20 protein-coding genes are annotated in these 18,144 nt (G+C 57.7%); 16 read left to right on the forward strand and 4 right to left on the reverse strand.

Annotation, left to right across the window (positions count from 1 at the left end; genetic code table 11):
* Positions 1-3: 3 nt before the first annotated feature.
* The gene (locus HUW52_RS08230; RefSeq protein WP_175553376.1) at positions 4-2,040 is read right to left on the reverse strand and encodes a HAMP domain-containing sensor histidine kinase; all 2,037 of its coding nucleotides are present in this window, start codon (positions 2,038-2,040) and stop codon (positions 4-6) included.
* 45 nt (positions 2,041-2,085) lie between these two features.
* Complete coding sequence (locus tag HUW52_RS08235; protein WP_175553377.1) at positions 2,086-3,003, reverse strand: putative 2-dehydropantoate 2-reductase; 918 nt, start codon at positions 3,001-3,003, stop codon at positions 2,086-2,088.
* Positions 3,004-3,143: 140 nt separating this feature from the next.
* Here HUW52_RS08235 and HUW52_RS08240 point away from each other — a divergent pair, with 140 nt between their 5' ends.
* Both HUW52_RS08240 and HUW52_RS08245 read left to right on the forward strand, forming a co-directional pair.
* Entirely contained in the window at positions 3,144-3,629 is a 486-nt protein-coding gene (locus HUW52_RS08240; RefSeq protein WP_175553378.1) for a YajQ family cyclic di-GMP-binding protein, read from the forward strand.
* 181 nt (positions 3,630-3,810) lie between these two features.
* The gene (locus HUW52_RS08245) at positions 3,811-4,653 is read left to right on the forward strand and encodes a mechanosensitive ion channel family protein (RefSeq protein ID WP_016983189.1); all 843 of its coding nucleotides are present in this window, start codon (positions 3,811-3,813) and stop codon (positions 4,651-4,653) included.
* A 228-nt stretch (positions 4,654-4,881) separates the two neighbouring features.
* Here the strand turns inward: HUW52_RS08245 and HUW52_RS08250 are convergent, their stop codons facing one another.
* Positions 4,882-6,207, reverse strand: a complete 1,326-nt coding sequence (locus HUW52_RS08250; protein WP_175553379.1) for an OprD family porin — start codon at positions 6,205-6,207, stop codon at positions 4,882-4,884.
* A gap of 896 nt (positions 6,208-7,103) precedes the next feature.
* Between HUW52_RS08250 and HUW52_RS08255 the strand changes: the two genes are divergently transcribed.
* On the forward strand, positions 7,104-7,529 hold the full coding sequence (locus tag HUW52_RS08255) for an HIT domain-containing protein (protein WP_016983819.1): 426 nt from the start codon (positions 7,104-7,106) through the stop codon (positions 7,527-7,529).
* A 3-nt stretch (positions 7,530-7,532) separates the two neighbouring features.
* Positions 7,533-7,739, forward strand: a complete 207-nt coding sequence (locus HUW52_RS08260) for a SlyX family protein (RefSeq protein ID WP_008080215.1) — start codon at positions 7,533-7,535, stop codon at positions 7,737-7,739.
* Between the two features lie 83 nt (positions 7,740-7,822).
* Here the strand turns inward: HUW52_RS08260 and HUW52_RS30595 are convergent, their stop codons facing one another.
* A complete protein-coding gene (locus HUW52_RS30595; RefSeq protein WP_038366645.1) occupies positions 7,823-8,425 on the reverse strand; it encodes a cold-shock protein in 603 nt (200 codons plus the stop codon).
* Positions 8,426-8,737: 312 nt separating this feature from the next.
* On the opposite strand from HUW52_RS30595, the gene HUW52_RS08270 reads away from it, so the two are divergent.
* The 12 genes from HUW52_RS08270 (at position 8,738) to tolA (ending at position 18,136) form a co-directional block, all read left to right on the forward strand.
* Positions 8,738-9,208: a Dps family protein gene (locus HUW52_RS08270; RefSeq protein WP_016983820.1), complete on the forward strand. Its 471-nt coding sequence runs from the start codon at positions 8,738-8,740 to the stop codon at positions 9,206-9,208.
* Between the two features lie 183 nt (positions 9,209-9,391).
* On the forward strand, positions 9,392-9,712 hold the full coding sequence (locus HUW52_RS08275; protein WP_026000504.1) for a ribbon-helix-helix domain-containing protein: 321 nt from the start codon (positions 9,392-9,394) through the stop codon (positions 9,710-9,712).
* A 141-nt stretch (positions 9,713-9,853) separates the two neighbouring features.
* Positions 9,854-10,075: an FmdB family zinc ribbon protein gene (locus HUW52_RS08280; RefSeq protein ID WP_007912741.1), complete on the forward strand. Its 222-nt coding sequence runs from the start codon at positions 9,854-9,856 to the stop codon at positions 10,073-10,075.
* A 101-nt stretch (positions 10,076-10,176) separates the two neighbouring features.
* Positions 10,177-11,952: an aspartate--tRNA ligase gene (aspS, locus tag HUW52_RS08285; RefSeq protein WP_016983822.1), complete on the forward strand. Its 1,776-nt coding sequence runs from the start codon at positions 10,177-10,179 to the stop codon at positions 11,950-11,952.
* A 128-nt stretch (positions 11,953-12,080) separates the two neighbouring features.
* On the forward strand, positions 12,081-12,827 hold the full coding sequence (locus HUW52_RS08290; RefSeq protein WP_016983823.1) for a YebC/PmpR family DNA-binding transcriptional regulator: 747 nt from the start codon (positions 12,081-12,083) through the stop codon (positions 12,825-12,827).
* Positions 12,828-12,985: 158 nt separating this feature from the next.
* Positions 12,986-13,513, forward strand: coding sequence for a crossover junction endodeoxyribonuclease RuvC (ruvC, locus tag HUW52_RS08295; RefSeq protein ID WP_007962095.1), 528 nt, complete (start codon positions 12,986-12,988; stop codon positions 13,511-13,513).
* A 114-nt stretch (positions 13,514-13,627) separates the two neighbouring features.
* Complete coding sequence (ruvA, locus tag HUW52_RS08300; protein ID WP_034153418.1) at positions 13,628-14,236, forward strand: Holliday junction branch migration protein RuvA; 609 nt, start codon at positions 13,628-13,630, stop codon at positions 14,234-14,236.
* Positions 14,237-15,298 carry a Holliday junction branch migration DNA helicase RuvB gene (ruvB, locus tag HUW52_RS08305; protein WP_016983825.1) on the forward strand — a complete coding sequence of 354 codons (1,062 nt, stop codon included), beginning with the start codon at positions 14,237-14,239 and terminating at the stop codon, positions 15,296-15,298.
* Positions 15,299-15,425: 127 nt separating this feature from the next.
* Complete coding sequence (gene ybgC, locus HUW52_RS08310; RefSeq protein ID WP_016983826.1) at positions 15,426-15,893, forward strand: tol-pal system-associated acyl-CoA thioesterase; 468 nt, start codon at positions 15,426-15,428, stop codon at positions 15,891-15,893.
* On the forward strand, positions 15,883-16,578 hold the full coding sequence (gene tolQ / locus HUW52_RS08315; protein WP_008080223.1) for a protein TolQ: 696 nt from the start codon (positions 15,883-15,885) through the stop codon (positions 16,576-16,578). Before ybgC ends, tolQ begins: the two co-directional genes overlap by 11 nt.
* Positions 16,579-16,601: 23 nt before the next feature.
* Complete coding sequence (gene tolR / locus HUW52_RS08320) at positions 16,602-17,054, forward strand: protein TolR (protein WP_161806672.1); 453 nt, start codon at positions 16,602-16,604, stop codon at positions 17,052-17,054.
* Positions 17,054-18,136, forward strand: a complete 1,083-nt coding sequence (tolA, locus tag HUW52_RS08325) for a cell envelope integrity protein TolA (RefSeq protein ID WP_016983827.1) — start codon at positions 17,054-17,056, stop codon at positions 18,134-18,136. The genes tolR and tolA overlap by 1 nt, the downstream gene beginning before the upstream one ends.
* Positions 18,137-18,144: the final 8 nt, after the last annotated feature.

Genomic DNA, 18,144 nt, shown 5'->3' on the forward strand with positions numbered 1-18,144 from the left:
GGGTTACCTCGATAATTGATTGGTTTCGGCAGCGAAGGGCAGCGGTTGCGTCAACGGCAGGCGCAAGGTGAAACAGGTGCCTTGGCCCGGTGCCGACTGCACCTCCATCTGTCCTTTGTGATTATTGGTGATGATGAAGTACGACACCGACAAGCCAAGGCCGGTGCCCTGACCGATTTCCTTGGTGGTGAAGAACGGCTCGAAGGTGCGTTTGCGCACGTTCTCGCTCATGCCGATGCCGTTGTCCTCGACCTGGATTTCGGCCCACGGTGGATTGAGCTTGGTGCGCAGGATGATCCGTCCCGGTTCGCTGTCGTCTTCACGCTGATGGATGGCCTGCGCGGCGTTTTTCAACAGGTTGAGCAGCACTTGCTCAAGTTCATTGGCGGTGCCCGGCACCGGACCGAGCGCCGGGTCGAACTGACGGATGATCGCCTGGCCCTTGAAGTCGAAGCCGATGGCCAGATCAAAGTCGTTGCCAGCGATTTCCACTGCTTGATCGATCAATGCCGGTAAGTCGCACGGCGCCATTTGTCGGGTGCTGCGACGGCTGAAGCTGAGCATGTGCGTGACGATTTTCGCCGCGCGGGCGCCGGCCTGTTGGATGCCGTCGAGCAGTTGCGGTACTTCGCGGCCCTGCAGATAGCGGTTTACCGTGTCCAGTTCAATGCCCAGTTGCTCGGCGGTTTCGAGGTTCTTCGGCAGGTCGGCGGACAGGCGTCGCCGGATGTTCTGCACGTTGTGCAGGATCGCGCCCAGCGGGTTGTTGATTTCATGGGCCATGCCGGCGGCGAGGCCACCGACCGAGAGCATTTTTTCCGACTGCACCATCATTTCCTCCAGCGACAGGCGCTGGGTGATGTCATCGATACGGATCACCACTCCCCGCCCGGCACCGCCCATCAGGGGATAGAACGTCAGTGCGTAATGCTTCGGTTCATCGTCCTTGAACCACGTCACTCGCTCGATTTTCGCCACGGTGTGCTGCTCGACGGTCTGCTTGAGTTGCGGCAGAAACGGCTTGAGCGGTTCGAAGGCGAGAAAGATTGGTTGGTTCAGTGCCTCGTCCAGTCGTGTGCCGGAGAGGGCACTGGCTTCCTGGTTCCACTGGGTCACGTAGAGCTGCTCGTCGAGGGCGATCAGCGCCGAGGGCATCGAGTCGATGATGCTGTTGAGGTAGTTCTGGAAGCCGGTGAGCTTCTTCTCGATCTTGCTGCGCACCTGGACTTCCAGTTCCAGTTTGCGGTTGGTGTGGCGGGTTTCCTCGGCCAGCCCCTGGGCTTGATCGTAGGCCGCTTGCGAGTCATCGCGGGCGCGCTTGAGTTGCTGCTCGCGGGCTTCGATGCGCGACAGCATGGTGTTGAACGCCTCGGCGAGGCTGCCGATTTCGTCATGATTGCCACGTGAGGCGCGCAGGGCGTAGTTCTCTTCGCGGGTTACCTGACGCGACAATTCCTCAAGCTGATGAATCGGCCGGGTGATCAGGCGTTTGATCTGCCGGGCAATCACCAGCCACAACAGCACGCTGAAAATCAGAATGCCAAGGCTCGCGGTCAGGGTGCCGGTGTAGAACGCCATCGGCAGTTCGCTGCTGGCCACCAGCAACAAGTGGCCCGGCGCAGTGCCGGGGCGGGGCAGGGTGATCAACTGGTTGCTGCGAAATTCGGTCAGTTGCCACGCTTCGATGTGCCGATAGCGCTCCGGCAGATTCAGTTTGTCGCCGCGCTGCACTTGCGCCAGACGTTCGCCCTTGCCGTCATACAGGGCGGCGGCGCGCAGTGGTGAATAGCTGTCGAGTTCTTTGAGCAGGCGCTCGGCGCTTTGCGGTGATTGCAGGGCTTCGCTGACCAGACTGGGGTTGGAAATCAGCCGGCCGATGGTCTGCAACGCCTGCGGCGCCATGCTTTCCTGGGAAATGTAGTAGGCGGCACTGATAAAGGTCAGGTTGGCGACCAGCAGAACGGTGGTCAACAGCACCAGCAGGGCGGCCAGCAGTTTCTGGCCGACCGGCAGGTTTTCGAGGCGCTGGCGCAATGGCATCAGGTTTTTCACAGCAGAGGAACAAGTGGCCAGCGTAGCCGCTGCTCAGTCGCTGGGCAATCCGAGGCTGCGCAGATGCGTGATCAGTCGTTGCTGCAATTGCTTGAGGTGCGGCAGGTTCAACTGATGGCGCGCGGCGACTTTGCAGGCGTGGCCCAATAGATAGCTGATTTCGGTACGGCGCTGATTGGCGACGTCCTGATACATCGATGAGTAATTGGCGGCGGTGGCATGGATGACCCTTTCGACTTCCTGTTGCAGGTTTTCTGCTGCAGCCGGTTGGCCGCAGCGCTCCAGCAACTCGACCAGTTCGCCACACAGCGTAGCGACTTCGCAGTGATGTTCCTGCAATCCGCCGTTACGGCAATGGTGCAGCACGGTCAACGGATTGATCGCGCAGTTGAGCGCCAGTTTGCGCCACAACCGCGTGAGGATATCGGTACTCCATTCATGGGGAATTTTCGCCGCCTCCAGATCGTCCAGCCAGATCGGTGCGACCGGATGCCCAGCGTCGCCCAGCCAAGTGAAACCGTGGCCGGCGAACACCACACGCCAGGCGCCATCGCGAAAGGCGCCCTCGGTACTTGAAGCGCTGATGCAGCGTGCCAGCGGAACACGGTTGGCCACGGCGTCCTGACTGCCGAGGCCGTTTTGCAGGAGGATCAGTTCGGCGTCCGCCGTCAGCCGTGGGGCGAGGCGGGCGACGGCGCTTTCGGCGTCGTAGGCTTTGCAGGCCACCAGCAAACGGCGGATTGGCTCGGGACTATCGGGTGTTTCGCCGGGAACCGCATAGGTGCTCGCCACACCGTGCTCCACCAGCGTCAAGCCGCCCGCAGCCTGATAGCTTTGCAAGCGTTCGGCATCACGCACGATCAGCCTGACCGGCAGACCGGCGCGAGCCAGGCGTGTAGCCCACAGCGTGCCGAGACTGCCGGCGCCCAGTACATGCCAGGGGGTGGACATCAGTTTTTTACTCGATTGCGTACAGGCATGTGCGGCTCGCCGTGTCGGTGGGAAAAGACCCGTTATAATGAGCCCGATTTTAACCGCAAGCCAAGCGCGCTCCATCCACATCGAGCGCGCCTTTTTATTGGAGAGATTACATGCCGTCGTTCGACGTGGTATCCGAACTGGACAAACACGAACTCACCAACGCGGTCGAGAACGCCGTGAAGGAACTCGATCGTCGTTATGACCTGAAAGGCAAAGGCAGCTTCGAGTTCAAGGAAAAAGACCTCACCGTCAGCCTGACCGCTGAAGCCGGGTTCCAGCTGGAAGCGATGATCGAAATCCTCAAGCTGGCGCTGGTCAAGCGCAAGATCGACGTACAGTGCCTTGAGGTCAAGGACGCTTATGCATCGGGCAAACTGATGAAGCAGGACGCGATCCTCAAGGAAGGCATCGACAAAGAACTGGCGAAGAAAATCGTCGGCCACATCAAGGATGCCAAGCTCAAGGTGCAGGTCGCCATTCAAGGCGAGCAAGTGCGCGTGACCGGCAAGAAGCGTGATGACCTGCAAGAGGCCATCGCGGCACTGCGGGCCAAGGAATTCGGCATGCCCCTGCAGTTCAACAACTTCCGCGACTAAGCTCGGTCAGATGACCTGTGGGAGCGAGCCTGCTCGCGAAGGCGGTGTGTCAGTCAACTCATTGCTGAATGACACGGCGCCTTCGCGAGCAGGCTCGCTCCCACATTGTTTTGTGTACACCCGGCGGGTTTCTGCCGCTTATTTTTCGCGTGCCCAATGGCCGGAAATCAGGAGATAGAACATGGATTTGAATGCTGAGGTGGACAACCTGGTCAAGGCATCCCAGGCGTGGATCCCGATGATCATGGAATACGGCAGCCGCGTGCTGCTGGCAGTGATTACTTTGGCCATCGGCTGGTGGCTGATCAACAAGGTCACGCAGAAACTCGGCGGTCTGCTGGCCCTGCGTAATGCCGATCTGGCGCTGCAAGGTTTTATCAGCAGCCTGGCGAACATCATTCTCAAGGTGCTGCTGATTGTCAGCGTCGCTTCGATGATCGGTGTTGAAACCACTTCGTTTGTTGCTGCGATCGGTGCTGCCGGTCTGGCGATCGGTCTGGCCTTGCAGGGCAGCCTGGCGAACTTCGCTGGCGGCGTGCTGATTCTGCTGTTTCGTCCGTTCCGTATTGGTGACTGGATCGAAGCGCAAGGCGTAGCGGGCACGGTCGACAGTATCCAGATTTTCCATACCGTGCTGCGTACTGGGGATAACAAGACCATCATCATGCCTAACGGCAACCTGTCGAACGGCATCATCACCAACACCAACCGTCAGCCGACCCGTAAGGTTGTGTTTGATGTGGGCGTCGATTATGAAGCCGATCTGCAAAAGGCCCGTCAAGTGCTGCTGGATCTGGCCAACGACGAGCGTATTCTGAAAGACCCGGCACCGCAGGCGGTGATTTCGACGCTGGGTGACAGTGCGATCACAGTTTCCCTGCGTGTGTGGGTTAAAACTGCAGACTACTGGGACGTGATGTTCATGTTTAACGAGCAGTCGCGTGATCGTTTAAAAACCGCCGGTATTGATATTCCTTTTCCGCAGCGGACGATTCGCGTAGTTCAGGAAACAGCAGCACAGTAACAACCTTGATACCTGGCTTTGCAGTCAGTTAATCAATAAGAACCCAAGAGTCATTCATGCTCTTGGGTTTTTTTATGCCTGTTGTGAAAGTTCGCCAGCTAATAGATAGCTGGCTAATCTTTGTTGCAGGGATGCAATAAGTGCAGGCATAAAAAAACCGCTCACCTGAATCAGGTGAGCGGTTCTTGTTAGAGCATGGCTCTACAGTACGTCAGCTGCGCATCTCTATTAAAGGATGTTCAGTGGGTACTCAACGATCAGACGGGTGTCGTTGTTGTCAGACGCGTAGCCGCTGTACGCGCCGTTGGAGCGGTACATGGCATAACGCAGACGGAACGACAGGTCTTTGGCCGGGCCTTCCTGGATCACGTACTTGGACTCGGCGTTCCACTCGTTTTCCTTGCCTTCACCCAGACCGTTGGTGGTGATGTGGTCACCCATCACGTAACGGGTCATGAAGCTCAGGCCAGGTACGCCGTAGGTTTTCATGTTCAGGTCGTAGCGAGCCTGCCAGGAACGCTCGTCGCGGCCCACGAAGTCGGAGATCTGAATGGAGTTGGCAACGAAGATGGTGCTGTTACCGTCAACGCCATAGTAGTAAGCGTTGTCGCCGCTGGAGCGCTGGTGAGCGAGGGTGAACTTGTGGGCACCGATGCTGTAAGCAGCGGCCAGGGACCACAGGTTGTTGTCCACACCAGTGGTGCCGTCGCCGATCGCGTCAACCAGGTCACCGCGGCTTTCGCCTTTGGTGTGGTAGCCGTTGAAGTCGAAGTTCAGCGACTGCTCGTCGTTGATTGGCAAGGTGTAGTTCAGGTTGACGTAGTACTTCTTGAAGTAGTCGTCAGCGTCGGAAGCAGCCAAGGCACCGGTGAAGTTATCGGTGAACGAGTAGCTGGCGCCGAAGATGTTGATGTTGGTCAGGCCTTTGCCGCCATTGCCGTTCTCATCAGGCAGACCGCCGATGCTGTCACGGCCCATACCGGTTTGTTTGCTCAGGGACGTGAAGCGACCTGCGCTCAGTTCCAGACCTTTGATCTCTTTGGAAGTGATCAGGGTACCGGTGGCGACTTCTGGCAGCAGACGGCTGTCGTCGGTGGCGAATACCGGGCTGGCAACGAATTGCTGGCCGTATTTCAGAACGGTGTCGGATACGCGGAATTTGACTGCGCCGCCGATTTTGCCCTGGGATTTTTCCGGGTTGCCATCGCTGTCGTTGGCGAACAGGCCGTTACCGCGGTGGCCCGAGCCGCCGTCCAGTTTGACCGAACCCATTGCCATGGCGTCGAGACCGAAGCCAACGGTGCCTTGAGTGAAGCCCGATTCGTAAGTCAGCAGTTGGCTGAGACCGGAATCCTGGCGATAACCAGCAGTACCGGAAGTGCCGTTGCCTGCACCGTTTTTAAAGTCACGGTTCATGTATTCAAAACGGGTCTTCAGTTTCAGGCTCTGGTCTCCAAAGAAACCTTTGGACTCGTCCTGGGAAGACGCCATTGCGAACTGCGAGGTGCCTGCTGCAACAGCCAGGGCGATCATGCTCCACTTCATCACGCGCATCGTGATTTGCTCCTTTGGTTTTTAGAAGAGTACTGCCGTCCCACCTGTTTTATTATCTGGGCGGCTCTTTCTTTTTGTGTCGGCGCAAACTTATATCACGCCGACAATGTTGGCGATACTTGCGAATCTAACCTTTCACCTTCTTTACGACGCTGTCGCAAACGGTTGTGTAGATGTCGCAAATTCACAGTACCGATGCAATCGGGCCTACAACTTTTTCGCTGTTTTCTTAGCCGTTCGCATCGCTAAAAAAGAGTCCCTGGCAAAACACTTGAATCTCCATCGGGCAACCCTGCCACTGTTTTTGTTGGGCTTGAGGCATCCACATCGTGTGGTGCGCTTATAGTCCATATGTGTGCGAATGCAACAAGCGTGCACAAACCGCAAAGTCAGTGCGGTTATTTTTCTGAACAGCGCGTGTTACCTGTAAAAACCTCATGAATACGGGGCGCAAAGCCTATTTTTACAAGGGCTTGACGCCATTCCTGCATTGGTGTTGCCACGGCGTCCGCTGCCCACGACAGCGAAAAACGTTACCGGTTCACCCCGTGAGTGAGTATTCGGCGGATGCTTCGACGCATGAGCGTAGACGCACTGTGCGGTTTTGGTGCAAAAAAACACACACGCTGTCCTGTAATCACACAGCTTGGTGAGTGGGCGACCTTGAGCGCATCAGGGGTTTTCGGTCATTTGCGTGTGTTTATTGCCGATCCTGGTTCTTTGCTGGTGCAACGTGTCGGTATATGTCCCATGTCGGGGCGTGCGGCGAATGACAAGAGGGCACAGCTGTCGTGAAGGCTGGCGCAATCGCAGGTATGCTGCCGGTCTGTCGCTTGGTGCTGCGTCCTGCGGGATGGCCGCTAAGCTCAATATGTCGATCAGCCGGAGTGCGCGTAGTGTTTGCTTTAGATTCACGACTTCAACAGGACACGCTGACCCTCGGTGACTTCCCGCTCTGCCGACTGTTGCTGTCCAATGACAGCAACTATCCGTGGTTCATCCTGGTGCCTCGTCGCGACGATATCAGCGAGTTGTTTCAGTTGGATGTCGCCGATCAACAGCAGTTATGGCTGGAAACCACCGCGCTGGCCGAGTTGCTCAAGGATTTGCTGGATGCGGACAAAATGAACGTGGCGACGCTGGGTAATGTCGTCAGCCAATTGCACATGCACGTGATTGTGCGCAAACGCGATGACGCCGCCTGGCCGGCGCCGGTCTGGGGCAAACACCCGGCCAAGCCTTATAGCGCCGAGCAAGTGACGGCCATTCGCGAACGCTTGCGTCTGGTGCTGACCGAAGACTTCACGTTTCTGGAGGGCTGAAGCATGAGCCTGGAACAACGCGTTACCGATCTGGAAAGCCGTCTGGCGTTTCAGGATGACACCATCCAGTCGTTGAACGACGTGCTGGTCGCGCAGCAGCGTGTGGTTGATCGCCTGCAATTGCAGATGGCGGCACTGCTCAAGCGTCAGGAAGAGATGGTCGGGCAGTTCGAATCGTTCGAAGAAGAAGCGCCACCGCCGCACTATTGAGTGAGCCATTTGCTTGAATAGAAAGTGAAGACATAAAAAAACCGCGTACAGCCAGGCTGCACGCGGTTTTTTATTGCCTTGGATCAGCGACGCGGCAAGGCGGCGATCACGTCCTCGGCTTGCAGGCCTTTGTCCCGGTTCATCACCGAGAATTCCACGCGCTGGCCTTCGACCAGTACGCGGTGGCCTTCGCCACGGATGGCACGGAAGTGCACGAAAATATCATCACCGGAATCCCGGGAGATAAAGCCGAAGCCTTTGGAGGTGTTGAACCACTTGACGGTACCGGTATCACGGTTGGTCATGTCATAGCTGGTTGGAGCGGCAACAGGTGAAGAACGATAGAAGCTCACCGCCAGGTGCAAGACCACGGCAACCAGCGCGATCACCAGGGTGAACAGCACGGCTGGCTGGCCGGCGATGACGGGCATCGGGGCGATCAGGGTCAAGGTTTGCAGGACGACGGTCAGCACCAGAAGAGCGCTGACCAGATTTTGCAGATGCTGACGCGGGCCTTTGTTCCAGTAAGGAATTACTGGAGCGATGACCAGGTTCAGCAGGCCGAAAAAGGCCAGGTAAAGTGCATCGGGTTGTTGCAGGTAGGGAACGGCTTCGGATTTCAAGCTGGGTATGAACGACAGCAGCAATGCCGCTGCGCCCATTAGCAGGTGGACGATTTTCAACATTTTGATTGGCTCACGTTTATGACGGCTCACAAGGAAGAGCTGAAGGCGCACGGTTCGCTTCGGAACAAAATAAGAGGCGGTGGACACGTTCACGGCATCAGCCTATGCGCAACACCCCGAAAAATGGGGCATGGCGACACACTGCCTATTTAACAGCAAAGCCTGCGGCTACTCAAATCAGCCCGGCCAGCGGCATCGTCTCGGTCGATTTGTCGCAGTGGCTGCACCTGATCGGGGCTGCGGGGTGTCGACAGCCTTGCTAGAGTGGGTCTGCACCTGTTGGATGAATTCAATCGCCGTTAGGGGGTAAACATGGCAATCGATATCGGTATCAGTGAAGAAGATCGCAAGTCCATCGTCGAAGGCTTGTCGCGTCTGCTGTCGGACACCTACGTGCTGTATCTGAAAACCCACAACTTCCACTGGAACGTCACCGGCCCGATGTTTCGTACGCTGCACTTGATGTTCGAAGAGCAATACAACGAGTTGGCGCTTGCCGTGGACTCGATCGCCGAGCGTATTCGCGCGCTGGGCTTTCCTGCACCGGGTGCCTATGCCACTTATGCACGTCTTTCTTCTATCAAGGAGGAGGTGGGGGTGCCGAGTGCCGAGGACATGATCAGACAGCTGGTCGATGGTCAGGAGGCGGTGACTCGTACTGCGCGCGGTATCTTCCCGCTCCTCGATAAGGTCAGTGACGAGCCAACGGCAGACTTGCTGACCCAGCGCATGCAGGTTCACGAAAAAACCGCGTGGATGTTGCGTGCGTTGCTCGAAGCCTGATCAAGGCCCGAGGGCACGTCTGAGGGCGTGCTCGCGGGCAGTCCGGAATCTTACCGGCATCGTTGGCTTATCCTACGGCTATGGTCAATAAGTCATCTGGATATAACTTTGCGTCTGCGCTTTTATGAAGTCTCAGGATGTGGCTTTGTAAACCAGCAGAGATGACAAAGGAGTGTCAACGATATGGTAGAGGGAGACAGGCGAAGCGACAGGGTTGTCGGCTTGCCGCATGAGTTGAAATTCGATCCGTTCGTCAGCGAGTTCGACATGTCATTGGTTCAGCCGCTGTCTCGATCCGTGCGTTTGAACGGATTCGCGACATGCCTGCGACTGGAACAGGTTTACTGGAATATTCTGGGCAACATGGCCAGGAATAACAGCTGTTCGATCAGTTCGCTGTTGTCCCACGTCGACCGGGAAGTGCATCTGCGTCATGGCGGGGTTAAAAATTTCAGCGCACTGGTGCGGGTGGTCTGTGTGATGAGTGCAGGCCAGGGAAGCTGAGTCGGCGCGAAGCAGCGGTTGCAAACGAGGTTGCGGGCTGTGCAGTCTTACGGCTGCACAGCCCGCATTTAATCGATATAATCCCGCTCTTTCGCCGCAAAGCCCTGCGCGCGGTGGCAATCTGATCGCCGAGACACCCCCATGCCGATGTACGATTATCAATGTGCTTCCTGTGGTCATCAGTTGGAAGCCATTCAAAAGATCAGCGAGGCCCCGCTGGTCGACTGCCCTGCCTGTCAGGCGCCAGAGCTCAAGAAACAACTGTCGATGCCAGGCTTTCGCCTCAGCGGCGGCGGTTGGTACGAAACCGATTTCAAGACCGGCGCCAAGAAGAACCTGGCCGGTGGCGACAAATCTGACTAGGGTTCAACCCCGGGTTGAACGACACGCGTGAGTTCCGCATTGCTTGAAAAGCAACGGGAGCTCCACCGAATTTTTCGAATTACGAGAAGCGAACCACGACCATGATGCGCAGCCACTATTGCGGCCAACTGAACGAAAGCCTGGAAGGCCAGGAAATTACCCTTTGCGGATGGGTTCACCGTCGTCGCGACCACGGCGGGGTGATTTTCCTCGATATCCGTGATCGTGACGGTCTGGCCCAGGTGGTTTTCGATCCGGATCGCGCCGAGAGCTTCGCCGCTGCCGATCGCGTGCGCAGCGAGTACGTGGTGAAGATTACCGGCAAGGTGCGTCTGCGTCCGGCCGGTGCCACCAACGCCAACATGGCGTCGGGCATGATCGAAGTGCTGGGTTACGAACTGGAAGTGCTGAACGAGTCGGAAACCCCGCCGTTCCCGCTGAACGAGTTCTCCGACGTTGGTGAAGAAACCCGTCTGCGTTATCGCTTCCTCGACCTGCGTCGTCCGGAAATGGCCGAGAAGCTGCGCCTGCGTTCGCGCATGACCACCAGCATTCGTCGTTTCCTCGACGAAAACGGCTTCCTCGACGTTGAAACGCCGATCCTGACCCGTGCGACTCCTGAAGGTGCGCGTGACTATCTGGTGCCAAGCCGTACCCACGCCGGTTCGTTCTTCGCCCTGCCGCAATCGCCGCAGCTGTTCAAGCAACTGCTGATGGTTGCCGGTTTCGACCGTTACTACCAGATCGCCAAGTGCTTCCGCGACGAAGACCTGCGCGCTGACCGTCAACCGGAATTCACCCAGATCGACATCGAGACCAGCTTCCTCGATGAAAAAGAGATCATGGGCCTGACCGAAGAAATGATCCGCAACCTGTTCAAGGAAGTGCTGGGTCTGGAATTCGGCGACTTCCCGCACATGACTTTCGAAGAAGCCATGCGCCGCTACGGTTCCGACAAGCCAGACCTGCGTAACCCGCTGGAACTGGTCGACGTTGCCGATCAACTGAAAGAAGTCGATTTCAAAGTGTTCAGCGGCCCGGCCAATGATCCGAAATGCCGTATCGCCGCACTGCGCGTTCCAGGCGGGGCAAGCATGCCACGCAAGCAGATCGACGATTACACCAAGTTCGTCGGCATCTACGGTGCCAAGGGCCTGGCGTACATCAAGGTCAACGAGCGTGCTGCCGGTGTTGACGGTCTGCAATCGCCGATCGTGAAAAACATCCCGTTGGAAAACCTCAACGCCATCCTCGATCGCGTGGGTGCAGTTGACGGCGATATCGTGTTCTTCGGCGCCGACAAGGCCAAGATCGTCAGCGAAGCCTTGGGCGCACTGCGTATCAAGCTCGGTCACGACCTCAAGCTGCTGACCTGTGAGTGGGCACCGATGTGGGTTGTCGACTTCCCGATGTTCGAAGAAAACGACGACGGCAGCTTCTCCGCGCTGCACCACCCGTTCACCGCGCCGAAGTGCACGCCGCAAGAGCTCGAAGCCAACCCGGCTGGCGCTCTGTCCCGCGCGTACGACATGGTCCTGAACGGCACCGAGTTGGGTGGCGGTTCGATCCGTATCCACCGCAAAGAGATGCAACAGTCGGTATTCCGTCTGCTGGGCATCAACGAAGCGGAACAGGAAGAGAAATTCGGCTTCCTGCTCGACGCGCTGAAGTACGGTGCGCCGCCGCACGGTGGCTTGGCCTTCGGTCTGGACCGTCTGGTGATGCTGATGACCGGCGCCCAGTCGATTCGTGAAGTGATCGCCTTCCCGAAAACCCAGAGTGCTGCTGACGTGATGACGCAAGCGCCGGGTGTGGTGGATGCCAAGGCACTGCGCGAGCTGCACATTCGTTTGCGCGAAACGCCAAAGGCTGAGTAAGACGGGCCTGAAGGCGCATCTTCGGATGCGCCTTTTTTCTATCTATAGAGAGCAGGTCGAGATTTTTTGTTTGCTGGCCGCTGCATGAGCAGGGCGGGCAACGTTTCAAAGAGAATTCGGAGCGAGTTATGGCTGGTCATTCCAAGTGGGCGAACATCAAGCACCGCAAAGAACGTCAGGATGCCAAAAGGGGCAAGATCTTCACCAAGTGGATCCGCGAACTGACCGTTGCGGCCCGTCAGGGCGGCGGTGATCCGGGCTCCAACCCGCGTTTGCGTCTGGCGCTGGATAAAGCGCTGAGCGCGAACATGAGTCGCGACATCATCGACCGCGCCGTCGCGCGTGGCGCCGGTGCCACCGAAGCGGACAACGTTGAAGAACTGACCTACGAAGGTTACGGCCCGGGCGGCGTAGCGGTGTTGGTCGAGTGCATGACCGACAACCGCAACCGTACCGCTGCAGCCGTGCGCCATGCGTTCAGCAAGTGCGGTGGCAACCTCGGCACCGACGGTTCGGTGGCGTACCTGTTCGAGCGCAAAGGCCAGATCAGCTTCGCACCGGGCGTCGATGAAGACGCATTGACCGAAGCGGCGCTGGAAGCCGATGCCGATGACGTGGTTGCACACGAAGACGGTTCGATCGACGTGTTCACCTCGTTCACCAGTTTCTATGCGGTGCGTAACGCGCTGGAAGCTGCGGGTTTCAAGGGTGATGACGCGGAAATCGTCATGCAGCCGACCACCAGCGCCGAACTGGATCTGGAAGGCGCGGAGAAGGTGCTCAAGCTTATCGACATGCTTGAGGATCTGGATGACGTGCAGAACGTCTACTCCAACGCGGACATTCCGGAAGACGTGGCCGCTCAGCTCGGTTAAGAGCGGCTACGATTCAATGTGGGAGCGAGCCTGCTCGCGAAGGCGGATTTTCAGGCAACATCGTTGCTGATGATGAAACCGCTTTCGCGAGCAGGCTCGCTCCCACATTTGTTATGGGTTGATTTGAAAATCGTGCTTTTACCGAATCTGCAGGCGTTATGACTTTAATTCTTGGTATCGACCCCGGTTCGCGTATCACCGGTTACGGGATTGTTCGCGATACCGGGCGTGGCGGTTGTATTTATGTGGCTTCGGGCTGCATTCGTACCGGTGCGGGCGAACTGCACGAGCGTTTGCAAATCGTTTATCGCGGTGTTCGAGAAATCATTCAGACTTACGGCCCGGTGACCATGGGCATCGAAAAGGTGTTCATGGCGAAAAACGCCGACTCGGCGTTGAAGCTCGGGCAGGCGCGCGGCGCAGCGATTGTTGCCGGCGCCGAAGAGTGTCTGGAGATTGCCGAGTACACCGCCACTCAGGTCAAACAGGCGGTGGTCGGCACTGGCGCCGCCAATAAAGAGCAGGTGCAGATGATGGTCATGCACATGCTCAAGCTGACCAGCAAACCGCAAATCGATGCCTCGGACGCCCTGGCCATTGCCATTTGCCATGCGCACACACGCTCCAGTCTGCTGCCGCACGGTTTGGGAACGGCACGCAGTCGTGGCGGGCGCCTGCGTCTCTGATAGCATCAGCATCAAATTTGTGGAGTGTGGACTTTCGCGCCTGTGTTGCCGGCCCGAGTCTTTCGCTCTGACTGTCGCCAGCCCACGGCTGGCCAACGCTCAAGGATCTGAAACGTGATTGGACGCTTGCGCGGCACCCTGGCTGAGAAACAGCCGCCGCACCTGATTCTGGATGTAAACGGCCTCGGGTATGAGCTGGAAGTGCCCATGACCACCCTTTATCGTTTGCCGTCGGTCGGTGAACCACTGACCCTGCACACCCATTTGGTCGTACGCGAAGACGCGCAGTTACTCTATGGTTTTGCCGGCAAGCGTGAGCGAGACTTTTTTCGCGAATTGATCCGTCTCAATGGTGTCGGGCCGAAGTTGGCCTTGGCCTTGATGTCGAGTCTGGAAGTCGACGAACTGATTCGCTGCGTGCAGTCGCAGGACACCTCGGCGTTGACCAAAGTGCCGGGTGTCGGCAAGAAAACCGCCGAGCGTCTGCTGGTCGAGCTGAAAGATCGCTTCAAGGCCTGGGAGACTACGCCGGCCATGTTCGCGCTCGTACCGAATCAGCCGGACGGCCCGGCTCCGGTCAATACCGCTGAGAACGATGCGGTCAGCGCGCTGATTTCCCTGGGCTACAAACCGCAGGAAGCGAGCAAGGCGATTACCGCCATCAAGGACAAGAATTTGAGCAGTGAAGACCTGATCCGCCGCGCCCTGAAGGGAATGATTTAAGTGATTGAAGCTGATCGTCTGATCGCCGCCGCGCACAGTCCGCGCGAGCGCGAAGAAGTCCAGGACCGCGCGATTCGCCCGGTTAGTCTGGCCGACTATATTGGCCAGCCGACCGTGCGCGAGCAGATGGAGCTGTTCATCCAGGCCGCCCGTGGCCGTAGCGAATCCCTCGACCACACACTGATCTTCGGACCGCCGGGTCTGGGCAAGACTACGCTGGCGAACATCATTGCCCAGGAAATGGGCGTGTCGATCAAGAGCACGTCCGGTCCGGTACTTGAGCGTCCGGGTGATCTGGCCGCATTGCTGACCAATCTTGAGCCGCACGACGTACTGTTTATCGACGAAATCCATCGCCTGTCGCCGATCGTTGAAGAAGTGCTGTACCCGGCGATGGAAGATTTCCAGCTCGACATCATGATCGGTGAAGGGCCAGCCGCGCGTTCGATCAAACTTGATCTGCCGCCGTTCACTTTGGTGGGCGCAACCACTCGCGCCGGCATGCTGACCAACCCGTTGCGTGACCGCTTCGGTATTGTCCAGCGTCTTGAGTTCTACAGTACGGCCGACCTGGCGACGATTGTCAGCCGTTCGGCAGCCATTCTCGGTCTGCCGCTGGATCCGGAAGGTTCTTTCGAGATTGCTCGTCGCGCCCGGGGCACGCCGCGAATCGCCAACCGTCTGTTGCGCCGCGTGCGTGACTTCGCCGAAGTCCGCGCCAAGGGCCATATCACCAAAGCGGTGGCGGACCTGGCGTTGAACCTGCTGGACGTCGACGAACACGGTTTTGATCATCAGGATCGGCGTCTGCTGTTGACCATGATCGAGAAATTCGATGGCGGCCCGGTCGGCATCGACAGCCTCGCCGCTGCAATCAGCGAGGAACGCCACACGATTGAAGATGTGCTGGAGCCGTATCTGATTCAGCAGGGTTACATCATGCGCACACCACGGGGCAGGGTGGTGACGCGCCATGCGTACCTGCACTTCGGTTTAAACATTCCGTCACGAATGGGTGAAATGCCCGTGGCAGACGAGTTTCTCGATGCCGTGGACGATTGATACACAATTTTTGTCGATTTATTCAGGGTTTGTACGGTCATAGGACGGTACTTTTGCGGTAAAGCTCTGAAACCATGAAAAACAGTTGCCTGGCCGGATTGGCAACCCGAGGAGTAAGCACTAGAGTATGCGCGCGCAAAACGGGCTTGGGCCGTTCGCACATCGTTGTCGCGTTTATTACGAGGACACCGATGCGGGCGGCATCGTGTATTACGTTAATTACCTCAAGTTTATGGAACGGGCTCGAACCGAGCGGCTCCGCGAACTGGGCTTTGCCCAATCTGCGCTTGCCGGGGAGGACCTGTTGTTTGTCGTGCATTCCAGCGAAGCGCGCTATCACGCGCCGGCGCGACTGGACGACGAGCTGCTGGTAAGCGCTGATGTAATCGAATTGAACCGGGTCAGCCTGCGCTTCAAACAGCAGGTCAGGCGGGCAACGGATAATGTGCTGCTCTGTGAAGGGCAGTTTTTGGTGGCCTGTGTGCGCACTAACAGTTTGAAACCCCGGGCCCTTCCCGAAGACCTGCGTGCGGCCTTCGCCGACGCGGTCGGCCCGGGTACACACTCAAAGCAGGAGATAAAGCGTGGAAGCTAACGTCGTCGACCATTCCTCCATGTGGAGCCTGGTCAGCAATGCCAGCATCGTGGTGCAGTTGGTAATGTTGACTCTGGTGGCCGCATCGGTGACCTCATGGATCATGATCTTTCAGCGCAGCAATCTGCTGCGCGCCGGTCGACGCGCCCTGGAGAGCTTCGAAGAGCGCTTCTGGTCGGGTATCGATCTGTCCAAGCTGTACCGTCAGGCGGGCAGCAACCCTGATCCGGATTCGGGTGTGGAGCAGATCTTCCGCGCCGGTTTCAAGGAATTCTCCCGTCTGCGTCAGCAGCCAGGTGTCGATCCTGAAGCGGTAATGGAAGGTGTGGCCCGTGCCATGCGCGTGGCCATCTCCCGCGAGGAAGAGAAACTTGAGCAGAGCCTGCCGTTTCTCGCCACCGTCGGTTCGGTCAGCCCGTACATCGGTCTGTTCGGTACGGTGTGGGGCATCATGAACTCCTTCCGCGGTCTGGCCAGCGCCCAGCAAGCAACCCTGGCCACTGTGGCCCCGGGTATCGCCGAAGCCCTGATCGCCACCGCGATCGGTCTGTTCGCCGCGATCCCTGCGGTTATCGCTTACAACCGTTTCGCCGCTCGCAGCGAAACCTTGCTGGGCCGCTACTACACCTTCGCCGATGAATTCCAGGCGATCCTGCACCGCAAAGTGCACACCAGCGAAGAATAAGCAGGTAATTTCCAATGGCTTTAATCGCTCGAGCTCGCAAAAAGCGCAAGCCGGTCGCCGAGATGAACGTGGTGCCTTACATCGACGTGATGTTGGTGCTGCTGGTTATCTTCATGGTGACCGCGCCGATGCTCAATCAGGGCGTGAAAGTTGATCTGCCCAAGGTTTCCAGCGAAGCCTTGCCGCAGGACAACAACACTCAGGTCCTGACCATTTCGATCAAGGCTGACAAGACCTACTACTGGAATCTTGGCAGCGAAGTCGATACCGAGAAGCAACAGGACAGGGCCATGACCCTGCCGCAAATGACCGACGCGGTGACCAAGATCATTCGTGCCGGCACTGAAGGCGGCAAGCGTACCCAGGTCTTCATCCGCGGTGACAAGACCGTCGACTACGGTTCCGTCATGGGCGCCATGGGCGGGTTGCAGAAAGCCGGGGTCGGTAATGTTGGTTTGATTACCGAGGCCCCCTGATGCAGCAACAGCGAGAGCCGTCCGCCTCGGAAAGCTACTTCTGGCCTAGTGTTCTGGCAATTGTCCTGCACGTGCTGGTGTTCGGCATGCTGTTCGTCAGTTTTGCCTTTACACCAGAGCTGCCGCCGGCCAAACCGATTGTCCAGGCGACCCTCTACCAACTGAAATCGAAAAGTCAGGCAACCACCCAGACCAATCAGAAGATTGCGGGTGAGGCGAAGAAATCCGCCGCGCGCCAGACCGAAGTCGAGCAGATGGAGCAGAAGAAGGTCGAGCAGGAAGAGATCAAGGCCGCTGCGGAACAAAAGAAAGAAGAAGCGGCTCAAAAAGCCGAGGAAGCCAAGAAGGCCGACGAGTCGAAGAAAGCAGACGAGGCGAAAAAGGCTGACGAAGCCAAAAAAGCCGACGAAGCCAAGAAGACCGCCGAAGCCAAGAAGGCTGAAGAGAAACAATTGGCTGATATAGCCAAGAAGAAATCTGAAGAAGAAGCGAAAAAGGCTGCTGAAGAAGAGGCCAAGAAAGCCGCTGCTGAAGAAGCCAAGAAGAAGATCGTCGAAGACGCGAAGAAGAAAGCCGCCGAAGACGCCAAGAAGAAAGCTGAAGCTGAAGAGGCGAAGAAGAAAATCGCCGACGAAGCGAAGAAGAAAGCTGCTGCCGATGCTGCGAAGAAGAAAGCGCAGGATGCGGCACGTAAATCGACCGAAGACAAAAAGGCTCAGGCCTTGGCCGATCTGCTTTCCGACACGCCGCAGCGCCAGCAGGCCTTGGCCGATGAGCAGGGTGACGAAGTCGCGGGCAGTTTCGATGACCTGATTCGTGCGCGAGCGGCAGAAGGTTGGGCTCGTCCACCTTCGGCACGCAAAGGCATGACGGTCGTGCTGCAAATCGGCATGTTGCCGGACGGTACGGTGACTTCGGTCAGCGTGGCCAAGTCCAGTGGCGACGGTCCGTTCGATGCATCGGCAGTCGCGGCAGTGAAGAATATTGGACGTTTGACAGAAATGCAGGGAATGAAGCCGAGCGATTTCGCTCCGTATCGTTCATTCAAGATGACATTCACACCTGAGGATCTAGCCTTGTGAGAAACCTT

The organism is Pseudomonas sp. 43A, from assembly GCF_013363935.1.
Taxonomy (GTDB): Bacteria; Pseudomonadota; Gammaproteobacteria; order Pseudomonadales; family Pseudomonadaceae; genus Aquipseudomonas; species Aquipseudomonas crudilactis.

Excerpts from the sequence above, each read along its gene's own strand:
- ruvC (WP_007962095.1), top strand. The coding sequence starts at position 12,986 with ATGACTTTAATTCTTGGTATCGACCCCGGTTCGCGTATCACCGGTTAC.
- HUW52_RS08235 (WP_175553377.1), bottom strand. The coding sequence starts at position 3,003 with ATGTCCACCCCCTGGCATGTACTGGGCGCCGGCAGTCTCGGCACGCTG.
- HUW52_RS08275 (WP_026000504.1), top strand. The coding sequence starts at position 9,392 with ATGGTAGAGGGAGACAGGCGAAGCGACAGGGTTGTCGGCTTGCCGCAT.
- HUW52_RS08240 (WP_175553378.1), top strand. The coding sequence starts at position 3,144 with ATGCCGTCGTTCGACGTGGTATCCGAACTGGACAAACACGAACTCACC.
- aspS (WP_016983822.1), top strand. The coding sequence starts at position 10,177 with ATGATGCGCAGCCACTATTGCGGCCAACTGAACGAAAGCCTGGAAGGC.
- HUW52_RS08280 (WP_007912741.1), top strand. The coding sequence starts at position 9,854 with ATGCCGATGTACGATTATCAATGTGCTTCCTGTGGTCATCAGTTGGAA.
- HUW52_RS08270 (WP_016983820.1), top strand. The coding sequence starts at position 8,738 with ATGGCAATCGATATCGGTATCAGTGAAGAAGATCGCAAGTCCATCGTC.
- HUW52_RS08250 (WP_175553379.1), bottom strand. The coding sequence starts at position 6,207 with ATGCGCGTGATGAAGTGGAGCATGATCGCCCTGGCTGTTGCAGCAGGC.
- HUW52_RS08260 (WP_008080215.1), top strand. The coding sequence starts at position 7,533 with ATGAGCCTGGAACAACGCGTTACCGATCTGGAAAGCCGTCTGGCGTTT.
- HUW52_RS30595 (WP_038366645.1), bottom strand. The coding sequence starts at position 8,425 with ATGTTGAAAATCGTCCACCTGCTAATGGGCGCAGCGGCATTGCTGCTG.
- HUW52_RS08290 (WP_016983823.1), top strand. The coding sequence starts at position 12,081 with ATGGCTGGTCATTCCAAGTGGGCGAACATCAAGCACCGCAAAGAACGT.
- ybgC (WP_016983826.1), top strand. The coding sequence starts at position 15,426 with ATGCGCGCGCAAAACGGGCTTGGGCCGTTCGCACATCGTTGTCGCGTT.
- tolA (WP_016983827.1), top strand. The coding sequence starts at position 17,054 with ATGCAGCAACAGCGAGAGCCGTCCGCCTCGGAAAGCTACTTCTGGCCT.
- HUW52_RS08245 (WP_016983189.1), top strand. The coding sequence starts at position 3,811 with ATGGATTTGAATGCTGAGGTGGACAACCTGGTCAAGGCATCCCAGGCG.
- HUW52_RS08230 (WP_175553376.1), bottom strand. The coding sequence starts at position 2,040 with ATGCCATTGCGCCAGCGCCTCGAAAACCTGCCGGTCGGCCAGAAACTG.